Below are 13,685 nucleotides of genomic sequence, written 5' to 3'. Positions count from 1 at the left end.
TCGTGGTGTGCGCGAGACATTGAACGATCGGTTGCATTCGATGCCATCAATGGAAGTCGCGGCTGGTGTTGCTCTGCGCCAGCCGGCCCATGAGCGGCGTCAGGTCCTTGAAGCCGGTGGCGATCAGGTGCTGCACCTTGCCGCCGCTGTCGTCGTCGCGCTGCCAGGTGCCCTGCACCGCGAGCAGGTGCGACTTGAGCAGCGGCTCGCGCCAGGCCTCGATCACATGGCTCCAGACGATCACGTTGACGTTTCCGGTCTCGTCCTCGAGCGTGACAAAGATGGTGCCGTTGGCGGTTCCCGGGCGCTGGCGGCCCTTGACGATGCCGCAGGCGCGCACGGTCTGGCCGCTGGGCAGCGCACGCAGCTGCTCCGCGCTCATGAGCTTCATGCGCGCGAGGCGCGGGCGCAGCAGCGCGAGCGGATGGCGGCGCAGCGTGAGGCCGAGCGCGGCGTAGTCGCCGACGATCTCCTCGCCCTCGGGCGCCGCGGGCAGCAGCAGCACCTGTTCGTTGATCGGCACGCCCTTGAGCAGGGCCGGCGAGCGGTGCTGCGCGGTGGCGTCCCACACCTGCTGGCGCCGATGGCCCGAGAGCGACATCAGCGCATCGGCCGCGGCCAGCGCGGCCATGTCCTTGCCGTCGAGCTCGGCGCGCAGCGCGAGGTCTTCGGTGCTGGTGAAGGGTGCTTGCGCGCGCGCTTCGAGCAGGCGCTTGGCGCCCTCCTTGCTGAGGCTCGAAATGCGGTTCAGGCCGAGCCGCACCGCGGGCTGGTTCTCGTTGCCGAGGCGATCGGCGTAGCGCGCATCGGTGCCCGTGGGCATGCGCGGCGCATCGGGGGCGCGGGCTTCGAGCGTGGTGTCCATGTCGCTGCACGTGACATCGACCGGCCGCACTTCGACGCCATGCCTTCGCGCGTCCTGCACCAGCTGCGAAGGGCTGTAGAAGCCCATGGGCTGCGAGTCGAGCAGCGCCGCAAGGAAGCAGGCGGGCTCGTAGTTCTTGAGCCAGCTGCTCACGGTGACCAGCAGCGCAAAGCTCGCGGCGTGGCTTTCGGGAAAGCCGTAGTCGCCGAAGCCGAGGATCTGCTTGAAGATGGCCTCGGCGAACTCGGCCTTGTAGTGGTTGTCGGTCATGCCCTTCACGAGCTTGTCGTGGAACTTCTCGAGGCCGCCCTTGCGCTTCCATGCCGCCATGGCGCGGCGCAGCTGGTCGGCCTCGTCGGCCGTGAACTTGGCCGCGATCATCGCGATCTGCATCACCTGCTCCTGGAAGATCGGAATGCCCAGCGTGCGCTCCAGCGCGGGCTTCAGTTCTTCCTTCTCGTAATGGATCGGCAAGCGCTTGGCCACCCGCTCGCGCTGCTTGAGGTAGGGATGCACCATGCCGCCCTGGATGGGCCCGGGCCGCACGATGGCGACCTCGATCACCAGGTCTTCGTAGCAGCGCGGCTTCAGGCGCGGCAGCATCGACATCTGCGCCCGGCTCTCGATCTGGAACACGCCGATGGTGTCGGCATCGCAGATCATGTCGAACACTTGCTGGTCATCGTTGGGGATGTGGTGCATTTCCACCATCGAGTTCCGCCAGCGGTTCATGTGGTCGAGCCCGCGCCGTATCGCGCTGAGCATGCCGAGCGCGAGCACGTCGACCTTGAGCATGCCCATGGCTTCGAGGTCGTCCTTCTCCCACTGGATGACGGAGCGGTCTTTCATGGAGGCCTTCTCGACCGGCACCAGCCGCGTGAGCCTGGTGTGCGTGAGCACGAAGCCGCCCACGTGCTGGCTCAGGTGGCGCGGAAAGCCCTTGAGCCGCCGCGTCATCTCGATCCATTGCACCAGCTTGAGTTCGTCTTCCTCCACGCCGACGCGCGCGGCCGCCTTGAACAACTGCTCGCCCAGCACGGTGTCGTCGAACCAGTAGTGGTCCTTGGCGAATTCGTCGATCAGCCGCTCGTCGATGCCCATGGCCTTGCCCACGTCGCGCAAGGCGCTGCGTGCGCGGTAGCAGATGACGACGGCCGCGATGGCGGCGCGATCGCGGCCGTACTTCTCGTAGATGTACTGGATGACCTCCTCGCGCCGCTGGTGCTCGAAGTCGACGTCGATGTCGGGCGGCTCATGGCGATGGCGGCTCAGGAAGCGCTCGAACAGCAGGTGGCCTTTTTCGGGATTGATCGCGGTGATGCCCAGGCAATAGCAGACCGCCGAATTGGCCGAGGAGCCGCGCCCCTGGCAAAGGATGTGCTGCGAACGCGCAAAGCGCACGATGTCTTCCACCGTGAGGAAGAACATCTCGTACTTCATCTCGACGATCAGCGCGAGCTCCTTCTGCACCTGCGCACGCACCTTGTCGGGAACGCCGTCCGGAAAACGCACTTGCGCCCCCTCCCACGTCTTGCGCACCAGCGTCTCGGCCGGCGTCTCCCTGGTTCCCACGGTTTCGAGCGGGTACTTGTAGTTCTCGCGGATCACCTCGGGATCGAACCGGCAGCGTTCGGCCACCACCAGCGTGTTCGACAGCATCTGGGGCAGATACAGCTCGGCCAACCGCACCCGCTGCCGCAGATGCCGCTCGGCATTCGACTGCAGCGCAAAGCCGCATTCGGCCACGGTCCTGCCTTCGCGCACAGCCGTCAGCACGTCGTGCAGCGGCTTGCTCGAACGCGCATGCATGTGCACGTCGCCGGCTGCCACCAGCGGGACGCCCGCCTGCTCGCCGGCCTGCATCAGCGAGATGAACCAGAGGTCGTCGTCGAGCTCGTTGAGCATTTCCACGGCCAGCCACAGGTTGCCTGCGTAGAGCGCCCTGGCGGCCAGAAGGTCTTCATGCAGCGTGGCCGCGTCCACGGCGCCGCCCGGCTCCCGGTGCGGCACGAAAAGAACCTGGCAGTCCTGCAGCGAGGCCACGTCGCTCGCCTCCCAGCTCACGCGGTACTCGCCCTTGGGCAGCTCGGTGTTGCGCGCGGCGGTGATGAACTCGCACAGGTTGCCCCAGCCCTCGGTGCCGTTCGCGATCACCACCAGCCTGAAGCGCTCGAAGCGGAACTCGCTGCCGAACAGCAGCCGGAAAGCGGGGTTGCGCGGGATTGACGGTTCGTCGGGATGCTCGCGCTCGTATTCGTCGAGCTTGGCCGGCAGTTCGCGCAGGCAGACATGCGCGCGCACGATGCCCGCCACCGAGCATTCGTCGGTGATGGCCAGGGCTGTGTAGCCGAGCTGGTAGGCACGCTCGACCAACTCCTCGGGTGTCGATGCGCCGCGCTGGAAGCTGAAGTTGGTGAGGCAGTGCAGCTCGGCATAGTCGGGCAGGCGCGGCAGCGCTGGCACCTTCTGGCTGGACCGCTCCCGCCGCGGCAGCGCATGCACCTTGGCCGAGTTGCGCCCGCGCAGCTGCTTGTCGCTCAGGTCAGGCATAGAACCCCTGCAGGTACCAACGCACTTCGCCCGGAGAAAAGCGCGCCGAGGGCCGCTCGCGAAAGATCCACACCAGGCCGGCCTCGGGGCTTTCCGCCACGTAGTAGTCGCGCATCGCGGGCTGGCCGCCGTCCTCCTTGCCGCCCCACCAGCCCGCCTCGACGCGCTGTGGCCCGACCAGCTTGCGCAGCGGGCCGCGGTAGCACGGGCGCTCGCCCTCCATTTCGAGCAGCAGCGGTTCGGGCAGCAGCCACGGCGGGTAGATGGCATCGGGCTGCGAAGCCGCGGCCTTCGCTTGCTTGCGGACCTTGTCCGTTGGCGCCTTGTCCTGCTGCAGCGCGGGGCGCCAGGCCTGCTTGTGCTCGGGCCGGTGGTCGGCCTGCGCCGCGGGCACCACCACCTGCTGCGCGCCGAGCCGCACGCTGAGCCGCTCGACCATCTCGTGCAGCTTGTCGCCCTTGCGGTTGTCCTCGGGCAGGAAGCTGGTGCTGGCGCCGGCCCACGGATCGGTTTCGAGCGTGCGCAGCCGCAGCCAGCTCGCGGGCGCAGCGAGCGTGGCAAGGGCCAGCTTCTCGGACAGCAGGCGGCGCAGGTGCGCCATGTCCTGCGTGGGCTCGGCCGTGCGCACGGTGACCTGCTGGTGCGGCGGCAGGTTCACGCCGTTGAAGCGCTTGAGGTCGAGCGTCCACTGCAGCTCGAGCGCACACGCGCCGCGCTGGCGCACGCGCAGCCAGATCTGCAGCGCCGTGAGCAGGCGGTTGGCCGACCACATGAGCTCGGGCGCGGTCTCGGCCAGCGCGGGCAGCTCCAGCTTCTGCTCGAACACGTCGGGCAGCGTGAGCCAGCTGTGGCTTTCGGGGGAGAGGCCCCAGGCGATGTCGAGGGCCTCGCGCAAGCCCGCGCCGAAACGCCGCGTGAGGCCGCCGCGCGGCAAGGCGGCCACCTCGCCCCAGGTGCGGCAGCCCAGGCGCGCGAGCAGGTCGAGGTGGTTGTGCGCAGCCGTCAGCGTCTCCAGCGGCAGGCCGGCCGGAATGTCCCTGGGCCGGTTCTCGTCGCGCTCGAACAGGCGCAGCCGCGCCAGCGCGATCAGGCTCGTGGCGCCCTGCGCACCCAGCATGCGGACGTCCGGCGCCGGGTTGTCGGCCAGCAGTTGGCGCATCAACTGCAGCCGCCCGCCCCACAGGCGCTCGCAGGCCGAAACCTCGAGCATCAGCGCCTCGTCCTGCCAGGCGACGTGCGGTGTGTAGTGCAGCGCCCACCAGCCCAGCGCCTCGGGAGTGGGCAGGGTCGGCGCTTCGGGCGAATCGGTTTCAGGCGACCACTGCAATGCGATCCAGTGCATTGGGGCCTCCCTTCCATGCGTCGATGTGCACCACCGTGGCCGACGCTGCCGCTTCGCCGACCGGCACCGTTCCCTGCTGCTGCAGGCGCAGCTTGCGGCGCAGCCGGGCGGCGGCCAGCAGCGCGCTCATGCGCTCGTTGCGCGCGGGCAGCATCACCGGCGCGGCCAGCGGCGGGCCGCGGCGCTTCAGGATGCGCAATTCGATCTGCGAGCCATCGGCCTCGCAGCTTTCCACCTGAAGACGCAGCCGCGCCGGCGATGCCCCCTGCGCGGCCGATGCCGGCCGGCACACGAAAAGCAGCACGTCATGCTGGGCAGCCGCCAGTTGCAGCCGCCGCAACTCGCCCACCCGGGCCTGCGGCAGCCAAGCCAGCACGGCGGCCACGTCGGCGCAGCGCAGCGCCTGCTCGCAGGCCCACAGCCGCGCGGCCGGCGCCTCGCTTCGGACCCACATCAGCGCTTCCACCGGCAGCCCCTGCGCCGCGAGCGACGGCCCGCAGGGCTCGTAGGGCGCGCCGACCAGCACCACCGGCCCGCCGCGCGCCTGCACCGCCTGCGCCAGGGCGGGCAGCAGCAGCCGCCAGACATGCGCTTGGGGCGCGGTCTGCAGCAGCTCCGTCATGGCGCCCACCGGCCAGCCGCCGCCCGGCAGCTCCGCATCGAGCGCGGCGTGGCCGGTGGCGACGACCTGTGCGTCGGCCAGGCCAAGCTCGTCGGCATGCCAGACGCCACGGCCTGCGGCAGCGGAAAAGGAGTCGAGGAAAGGAAGGCCCATAATTGGAGTGTTAACTGTATTTTTATACAGTATTTCCTGGGCCGCAACCAAATAGCGATTACCCGAGGAAGGAGCGGTGTCTCAGCCTTCTCCGAGCTGCCGATGCTCGTCGAGGCCGGCGGGCGGTACCTGCGCCAGGCGCTTGTTTTGGGGCGGTGCTGTTCGGGGCGCTGCTGTTCAGGGCGCTGCTGTTCAGGGCGCGCTCCCGCCGACGGGGCACCTTGCTCCGCGAATGTCCCCCGCCCTTCGGGCTCCTCCTTGATTTCGCTGCGCAAGGCACCCCATCGACGGGAGCGTTGCACAGAGCCGTCGTTGATCGGCTGTACACCAGCGGAGTGCCCAGGTGCACAGGGCATCGGGTGCTCCCCGCAGCGAAATAAAGGAGGAGCCGAAGGCGGGGGACATTCGCGGAGGGGAGTACCCGGTGGCCTGTGCACACACCCCGAAAAAAGCCTTCTCTGGCGCAGAATTTCGTTCGTGACGCCCTCCACGAACGAGCCCCACCTCCCCGCCCTCACCCGCGCCCGGTTGCTGCGCCTCGGCGCCGCACTCTGCGCCGGTGCCGCGCTCCCCTCCTTCGCCCAGCAACAAGGCAGGCCCTCGATGACCATGAACACCCGCCCCATCCCCTCCACGCAGGAAGCCTTGCCGGTGGTCGGCTGCGGCACCTGGATCGGCTTCGACCAGCGCCCCGGCAGCGACGAATACAAGCGCCTGCCCGGCGTGCTCGACGCCCTGTTCGCCGCCGGCGGCACGGTGATCGACAGCTCGCCGATGTACGGCCGCTCCGAGGAAACCACCGGCGAGCTGCTGGCCGCCGCCTCGAGGCCGCGCGAGAACAAGGCCTTTCTCGCCACCAAGGTCTGGACCTCGGGCCGCGAGGCCGGCATCGCGCAGATGGAGCAGTCGTTCGCGCGGCTGCGCACCCAGCGCATGGACCTGATGCAGGTGCACAACCTGATGGACTGGAAGACCCACCTCGCCACGCTGCGCGGCTGGAAGGACAAGGGCCGCGTGCGCTACATCGGCATCACGCACTACACCGCCTCGGCCTATGGCGAGGTGGAAGCGGTGCTGCGCGCCGAGAAGCTCGACTTCCTGCAGATCAACTATTCGCTCGACGCGCGCGAGGCCGAACAGCGCCTGCTGCCGCTCGCGGCCGAGCGCGGCGTGGCGGTGATCGTCAACATGCCGTTGGGCGGCGGCGGCCTCTTGCGCCGGCTGCGCGGCAAGCCGCTGCCCGCCTGGGCCGGCGAGATCGGCTGCACGAGCTGGGCGCAGGTGCTGCTGAAGTTCGTGCTGAGCCACCCGGCCGTGACCTGCACGATTCCCGGCACCAGCCGCGCCGAGCACATGGCCGACAACGCCGCGGCCGGCGCGGGCGCGTTCCCGGATGCGGCGTTCTGGCGCCGCAACGCGGCATCGATCGGACTCTGAGCCGCGATAGCCGCGGCTATTCGAACTTGACGTTGTGCTCCCGCACGGTCGCGCCGAAGGCCTCGTACTGCGCGCGGAAGAATTCGGCGAACTTCGCGGGGCTCATGCCGTAGCCCTCGAAGCCCTGCTGCACCAGCTGCGCATGCACCTCGGGCCGCTTGAGCGTGTTCTGCAGCTCCTGCGAGAGCTTGCCGGTGATGGCCTGCGGCAGCCCCGGCGGCCCGAAGAAGCCGGCCCACGGCGTGATGGTGAGCTTGCCCAGCCCGAGCTCGCCGCCCGTGGGCACCTCGGGCAGCAAGGCGCTGCGCTGCGGCAGCAGCGTGACCAGCGCGCGGATGCGCCCCTCCTTCACGAAGCCCGGCGCCAGCGTGCCGGTGGTGAACATCATGTGGATCTGGCCGCCCAGCAGGTCGGTCATGGCCTGCATGTCGCCCTTGTAGCGCGCGTTGACCACCTTGCGGTTGCCCAGCAGCTGCAGCATGGCCAGCTCCGACGCGCTGTTGCTCGAGGCCGAGTTGTAGGCGCCCGGCTTGGCGGCCACCATGGCCAGCAGCTCGTTCACGCTCTTCACCGGCAGGCTGGCCGGCACCACCAGGAACATCGAGAACTGCCCGGCCGAGCTGATCGGCGTGAAGGCCTTGAACGGGTCGTAGGGCGGCGTCGGCCGCAGCGTGGGCGCCGCCACCATCGCAGTGTTGGTGCCCATCAGCAGCGTGTAGCCGTCCGGCTTGGCCGATGAGGTGGCCTGCGCCGCCAGCACGCCGTCGGCGCCGGGTCGGTTCTCCACGATCACCTGCTGGCCGAGCTGCTTCGACAGCCCCTCCGCGATGATGCGCGTGAGCGCGTCGGCGCCACCGCCGGGCGCAAAGCCCACGATCAGGCGCAGCGGCTTGTCCGGATAGGTTTCGGCGCTCCATGCTGCCGTGCCCGGCAGCATGGCCAGCGAGCCGCCGGCCGCAAGGGCCGCCAGCGTCAGGTTTCTGCGTCGCATGTCGTTGCTCCTTCTCAAAAGAGATGCCGCACACCGAACTCCCAGCCCGACGAGCGGCGCCCGCCGGCCGGTGCCACGCCGCCGCTCACCACATAGCGCGCCTGGCCGCCGTTCATGAGCCGCGCATAGGTACCGTAGAGCGCGGTGCGCTTCGAGAGGTTGTGCACATAGCCGATGCCGAACTGGCGCGCGTCGTCGCGGTTGCGCGGCATGCCGTTGGCATTGCGCAGGCTCTCGTCGCTGCGGTCGTCCAGGTAGGCGTAGCTCACGCGGATGCGGCCGACCTCGAAGGCCGGAATGTGCGCGCCGATCTCGGCCGTGTTCTTGCGCACCGTGCCGGCGGCGAGCTTCACGCTCACCTTGTTGTAGAGCGCGAAGAATTTCGCAAAGCCCGCATCCCAGGTGCCGCCGATGTTGGCATGCGTGTAGTTGCCGATGGCAGCGGCGGCGTCGAAGTGTGTGCGCGTGACGGCCGCCGCGATGTCGAATGCGCCCGAGGCAAAGCCGAAGCGCGCACCGGCAAAGTTGCCGTCGTCGCGGTTCGGCGCGGTGGAGTCGTTCTCGCCGGTGCCGATCATCGCCATGCCGTAGAAGCCGCCGAGCCCGGCCGGCAGCCAGTAGCTCACGGTGTTGCTGCCGGTGATGGCCGTGGGCAGCGGCCCAGTGCCCGAACCCGCGAACGTGAGATTGCCCGCGCGCGCCACGCCGTTGGCGTTGAAGGGATCGAAGTAGATGCTGTTGTAGTGCGTGGGAATGAAGTCGCGGCCCAGGCGCAGTTCGCCGAACTTCTCATGCGACAAGCTCACGAAGGACATGCGGTCGAAGGTGATCGGCCCTGCCGTGCCCGCACCGCTCGCTTGGTTGTTGCTGTTGCTCGGCCGGCCGGTGCCGGTGTCGGGGTTCAGGCTGCCTTCGAGCCAGAAGCCCGCGCGCAGGCCGCCGCCCAGGTCCTCGGTGCCGCGGAATCCGAGCCGGCTGGTCGAAAGCCCGCCGTTCGACAGCGCCTTGACCGAGCCGCCGCCTTCGCCATTGGTGTACTGGATACCGAGGTCCATCACGCCGAAAACGGTGACGCTGGATTGCGCCTGCGCCACGCCGCCGGTGGCCAATCCCAGCGCCGAGCACATCAGAAATCTCTTCATGGTTTTTTGTCTCCTGCTTCTTCTCTTGGTTGAAAAACACGGGAACGCGCGCAGGGCTGCGCCACCGGGTGCGCGCGGGGGTGCGCACCGGTTGGCGAAGGCCAGGGTGAAAAAGGCCTAGGGCTCGGGGCGTTCGGTGCGCACGAGCACGGCGCCCTTCGACAACGGGCTCACGTTGCGGCGGTACTGCTGCAGCCAGCCGGTATCGAAGGCCGGCGGGGGCGCCTGCCAGTCGGCGCGGCGCGCAGCGAGTTCCGCATCGGTCAATGCAATGTCGAGGCGGCGCGCATCGAGGTCGATGGTGATCGTGTCGCCATCGCGCACCAGCCCGAGCGGCCCGCCGAGCGCGGCCTCAGGCGACACCTCGGCCACCACCAGCCCCTTGCAGACCAGGCCCGAGAGATGCCCATCGGTCAGGATTGCGACCTGGTCGCCGAGCCCCGCGCCATCGACCGCGAAGACCACGCGCGAGGCGCCACCGCCCATCGCCGGGCCGCCGCAGGCGCCGGCGCCGCGCATCACGACCACCTGGCCCGGCACGATCTCGCCGTTCTTGAGCGCCGCAATGGCCGCGTCCGAGGTCCAGAAGCACACGGCCGGGCCGGTGAAGCGGCGCACCTTGCGTTCGACGATGCCGGTCTTGATGAGGCCCGATTCGGGCGCGAGATTGCCGCGCAGCAGCACGATGGCGGGATGCGGCGCGACCGGGCGGCCGATGGGGCGGATCACTTCCGGATCAGCCACTTCGGCATCGCGCAGGTTGTCGGCGACAGTGCCGCCCGTGACAGTGAGCGCGGCGGTGTCGAGCAATGGCGCGAGCTGCTTCATCAGCGCGCGGCAACCGCCCGCCGCCTCGAAGGCTTCGATGCTGTGCGCGCCGATCGGCCGCACACCGGCCAGCACGGGCGTCGCCAGGCCGAGGCTTTCGAACAGGCCGTACACGTCGACGCCGCACTCCCCCTCGGTCGACACGGCCTGCAGGTGCTTGGCCGTGTTGAGCGAGCCGCCGACCGAAAGCACCGCACGCACCGCATTGGCAAAGGCGCCGGGCGTGAGAATGTCGCGCGGCTTGAGGTCGTCCCACACCATCTGCACGATGCGCGTGCCGGCCGCGCGCACGTCGGCCATCATCTTCGGGCTTAGCGCGGCCACCGGCGCGCTGCCGGGCAAGGCCATGCCGAGCGCCTCGCAGACGATGTGCATCGAGTTGGCCGTGCCCAGGCCCGAGCACACGCCCGGCCCGCGGATCGCCTCGCGGCTCATGCCCACGAGTTCTTCCACTGGCAGGTGGCCCGTGACCGCGTGCATCGCGCCGATGAACACCTCCTCGATGTCCATGTGCCTGCCGCGGTATTCGCCGCTGGGCTGGTAGCCGCAGGGCACGAGCAGCGTCGGAATGTTGAGCCGCGCCGCCGCCATGAGCTGGCCCGGCACGGTCTTGTCGCACGAGGTGAGGCACACCATGCCGTCGAGCTGCGCGCCTTCGACCGCCACCTCGATGTCGTTGGTCACGAGGTCGCGCGCGCCGAGCATGTAGGCGCCGCGTGCGCCCGCGCCGGTGATGAAGTCGCTGGGCGCTGCGGTGCGGATCTCGAAGGGCACGCCGCCCGCGGCGCGGATCGCGGTCTTGATTTCCGCCGCCACCTTGTCGAGGTGGCTGAAGCAGGCGGCCAGTTCCGACGAGCTGTTGACGATGGCGATCTTGGGCTTCTCGCAATCCTCTTCCGGGATGCCGAGCGCGCGCCAGTGCGCATTGCGCACCGACCAGAGGTACGAGCCACGCGGGAAGTTGCTGCGCAGGGGGCGGGTGGTCATGGGCGGTCTCCGGGTTTGTTCTTTTTGGTGATCTCGATCACGCCGCGGTCGGCGTCCACGCGCACCCAGTCGCCGGTCGCTATGCATTCGAGCGGATCGCGCTCGAAGTCGGTCATCGAGGGCGCGTGCGTGACCACGGCGCCGAGCGCCATCTTGGTCGTCATCTCGTTGAACAGGAAGGCCGCGGGCGCCGAGTTCATGAGCCGCGTCATGTGGAACATCGCCGACCAGCCCGACGAGCCCTTGGCCCCCGGAAACACCAGCACCTTGCCCGCGAAGCTCTGGCCTCGCAGCTCGTGCCGCGTCTCGATGACGGTGCCCGTGCGCGGATCGATGCCGCCCCAGCCCGAGATGCGGTCGCGCGTGACCAGTGCTTCGCCTTCGGCAATGCCGCCGACGACCTTGCGGCCGCGGATGACCAAAGGAAATATGTTGTGCATGGTCGCGCTCATTCTTGCGGGATCTCATCGTGGAACACCGCGGAACCGGCTTTGCCGGGCCGCTGGTGTTGCCCCCCGGTAGGGGGGTTGGCGAAGCGACACGAAGTGCGCGAAGACTGGGGGGCGAGCCTCATTGCATGCCTCCATTCCACCGCCCCGTGCACGCCGCATCGACGCATTCCGCCGTGCTGCCGAACCACGCCTGCACGCCGAGGATGGCGGGCAGGTAGTGCGCCTGCTTGGCCGAATCGAGCGCCACGGTCCTGGTGCCCTTGGGCACGGCGCGGCTCATGGCGGAGCAGCTGTCGGTCATGAGGATGCCGCCCGCGTCCTCGATGATCTTCGTGTAGCCGTTGCGGTCGGCCAGCGACTTGATGGCGCGCGGCGTGAAGATCCAGAGCTCGCAGTCCGGGTGCACCTTGCGGCCCTCGATGAGCTGCGCGGCCTCCCAGATCTGCTCGATGGTGTAGTGCGGGCAGCCCAGCATCACGTACTGCACCTCGGCGTCCTTGCCCGTGGCGTTGATCTTCTCGTAGGTGGCGCGGCGCTCGGCCTCGCCGTAGCGCAGCACCTCCACCGGCGCGCGTCCGCCCAGCGCCTGCTCGAGCGTCAGAGCCTCGGGCGTGATGCCGGCGATGTGGTACATCTCCACGCCGCCCGACGACGAAGCCGCCGCGCCAAAGTGCTTGAGCCGCGGCAGGTTGGGCACGCGGCCGATGCCGCGCTTGCTGTGCACCACCGGCACGCGCTCCTGCACGTGCTCGCCGATGTAGTAGCCGAGCAAGCCCCAGTCCTGCACCGATTCGACTTCGACATCGAGTTCGACCACGTGCGTAGCGCGGCGGTTCTCGTCGAGGTGGTAGCCCCAGTACGGAATGCGGCCCGTGAGCATCGCGGCACCGGTGCTCTCGCGCCCTTCGGTATTCGTGCGTGCGCCGAGCACCGAGTTGCAATACACCACCGCCGACGATTCCATCCACGCGCAGTGCTCGCCGCGCGTCGGGATGTTGCCGACCTGGTACGGCGTGCAGGTGTTCATGATCTGCGCGCCCAGGCCCGCCGCATGGCGCTCGCTCTTGTTGTAGAACTGGACGATCTCCTCGCTCACGCCCATGCGCTCGGGCTGGCCGGGATCGAAGCCCAGCTGCAGGTGGCTGGTGAAGACCTTGAACTTCGGGATCTCGACGGTCTCCTGGCTGTCGAGGCTGAACTCGGAAAACACCGCATCCATGCCGCCGCCCTTGGCCAGCGCGAAGTCGCGCTGGAACGGCGTGGTCGAGGTGATGGTGGCGCAGACATTGCGCGTCTCCACCAGCCGCTCGGCGCCAAGCGCTTCGCCGTAGCGCATCAGCAGGTCCATCGCCTTCTGCACGGCGGGGCCGTCGCGGCCGTCGTACATGGCTTTTTCTTCATCGCTCAGGTGCATGGCCTGTGTCTCCGTTTTTATGTGTCGTGGGGTCGGCCGGGCTAGCCCGGCAAGGGCGTGGGCACGTGGCCGCCGATGTCGCGCGCAATGGTGAGCGCGATGTCGTGCAGGCGCGGCGCGAGTTCGTTGCGCAGGCGCTCCTCGGTGAACACGAACGCGGCGCCGCCGCCGTTGAGCGCCATTACTTCGCCGTCCGGCCCGATGAGCGGCACCGACACCGAATTGATCTCGCGGTGGAATTCGCCGAGCGAAAGGCAGTAGCCCAGCCGCCTGGCCTCGCCGATGGCGCGCGTCATGCCGGGCGCAATGCTGTCCCATTCGGGGCCGCGCAACAGGCGCATCGAATCGACCAGCTGGTTGCGCTGCGCCTCGGGCAGCGCCGAAAGGTAGGCGCGGCCCAGGGCCGAATTGGCGAGCGGCGCGCGCGAGCCCACGTCGAGCCGCGCCGACAGCATCGACGAGCGCGGCCGGCAGGCCTCGATCAGCACCATCTCCATGCCGTCGCGAATCGCCAGGTAGACCGAGGCGCCCACCTCTTCGGCCATCGCCTGCATGCTGGGCCGCGCGGCGGCGCGCACGTCGAGGCTGCCAAGGAACACGCGCGACAGCGACACCACGCCCGGCCCGAGCATGAAGCGGTCGGCCACCTGCGCGGCCTTGAGCATGCCCAGCGAGAGCAGCGTGGCGACGAGCCGGTTGACGGTCGGCCGCGGGATGCCGGTCATGCGCGCGATGTCGGCATGGCCGAGCACGGGGCGCGCCTCGCTGAAGCAGCGCAGCACCGAGATGCCGCGCTCCAGCGCGCTCACGGTGTCCGAACGGTCGGCGCGCGACTCGGCGTCAGATGCGGAAAGAGAGCTGTCGTTTTTGTCAGTGGACATGGAGGAACCCTTTGCAAGACT

General features: G+C 69.1%; 10 protein-coding genes. 1 reads left to right on the top strand and 9 read right to left on the bottom strand.

Going from position 1 to position 13,685, the window contains the following annotated elements:
* Nucleotides 1–46: 46 nt before the first annotated feature.
* Genes QFZ47_RS23465 through imuA form a run of 3 tightly spaced genes read right to left on the bottom strand, consistent with a single transcriptional unit; the run spans nucleotide 47 to nucleotide 5,532 of the window.
* The gene (locus tag QFZ47_RS23465) at nucleotides 47–3,415 is read right to left on the bottom strand and encodes an error-prone DNA polymerase (RefSeq protein WP_307657923.1); all 3,369 of its coding nucleotides are present in this window, start codon (nucleotides 3,413–3,415) and stop codon (nucleotides 47–49) included.
* Nucleotides 3,408–4,757, bottom strand: coding sequence for a DNA polymerase Y subunit UmuC family protein (locus QFZ47_RS23460; protein ID WP_307657922.1), 1,350 nt, complete (start codon nucleotides 4,755–4,757; stop codon nucleotides 3,408–3,410). The genes QFZ47_RS23465 and QFZ47_RS23460 overlap by 8 nt, the downstream gene beginning before the upstream one ends.
* A complete protein-coding gene (imuA, locus tag QFZ47_RS23455; protein ID WP_307657921.1) occupies nucleotides 4,726–5,532 on the bottom strand; it encodes a translesion DNA synthesis-associated protein ImuA in 807 nt (268 codons plus the stop codon). Before imuA ends, QFZ47_RS23460 begins: the two co-directional genes overlap by 32 nt.
* Before the next feature lie 603 nt (nucleotides 5,533–6,135).
* On the opposite strand from imuA, the gene QFZ47_RS23450 reads away from it, so the two are divergent.
* Nucleotides 6,136–6,969 carry an aldo/keto reductase gene (locus QFZ47_RS23450; RefSeq protein ID WP_370880607.1) on the top strand — a complete coding sequence of 278 codons (834 nt, stop codon included), beginning with the start codon at nucleotides 6,136–6,138 and terminating at the stop codon, nucleotides 6,967–6,969.
* 16 nt (nucleotides 6,970–6,985) lie between these two features.
* Here the strand turns inward: QFZ47_RS23450 and QFZ47_RS23445 are convergent, their stop codons facing one another.
* From QFZ47_RS23445 to QFZ47_RS23420, 6 genes are all read right to left on the bottom strand, one after another.
* Complete coding sequence (locus QFZ47_RS23445) at nucleotides 6,986–7,960, bottom strand: Bug family tripartite tricarboxylate transporter substrate binding protein (RefSeq protein WP_307657920.1); 975 nt, start codon at nucleotides 7,958–7,960, stop codon at nucleotides 6,986–6,988.
* 14 nt (nucleotides 7,961–7,974) lie between these two features.
* Entirely contained in the window at nucleotides 7,975–9,102 is a 1,128-nt protein-coding gene (locus tag QFZ47_RS23440; protein ID WP_307657919.1) for a porin, read from the bottom strand.
* A 117-nt stretch (nucleotides 9,103–9,219) separates the two neighbouring features.
* A complete protein-coding gene (ilvD, locus tag QFZ47_RS23435) occupies nucleotides 9,220–10,917 on the bottom strand; it encodes a dihydroxy-acid dehydratase (RefSeq protein ID WP_307657918.1) in 1,698 nt (565 codons plus the stop codon).
* Complete coding sequence (locus tag QFZ47_RS23430) at nucleotides 10,914–11,357, bottom strand: aconitase X swivel domain-containing protein (protein ID WP_307657917.1); 444 nt, start codon at nucleotides 11,355–11,357, stop codon at nucleotides 10,914–10,916. The genes ilvD and QFZ47_RS23430 overlap by 4 nt, the downstream gene beginning before the upstream one ends.
* Nucleotides 11,358–11,487: 130 nt before the next feature.
* Nucleotides 11,488–12,783 carry an aconitase X gene (locus tag QFZ47_RS23425; protein WP_307657916.1) on the bottom strand — a complete coding sequence of 432 codons (1,296 nt, stop codon included), beginning with the start codon at nucleotides 12,781–12,783 and terminating at the stop codon, nucleotides 11,488–11,490.
* Nucleotides 12,784–12,824: 41 nt separating this feature from the next.
* Nucleotides 12,825–13,664, bottom strand: a complete 840-nt coding sequence (locus QFZ47_RS23420) for an IclR family transcriptional regulator (RefSeq protein ID WP_307657915.1) — start codon at nucleotides 13,662–13,664, stop codon at nucleotides 12,825–12,827.
* Between the last annotated feature and the right edge of the window lie 21 nt (nucleotides 13,665–13,685).

It is taken from the genome of Variovorax paradoxus, assembly GCF_030815975.1.
GTDB classification, from domain to species: Bacteria; Pseudomonadota; Gammaproteobacteria; order Burkholderiales; family Burkholderiaceae_C; genus Variovorax; species Variovorax paradoxus_N.
The sequence above is the reverse complement of the archived record's forward strand: the minus strand, read 5'-3'. Positions and strand labels throughout refer to the sequence as shown.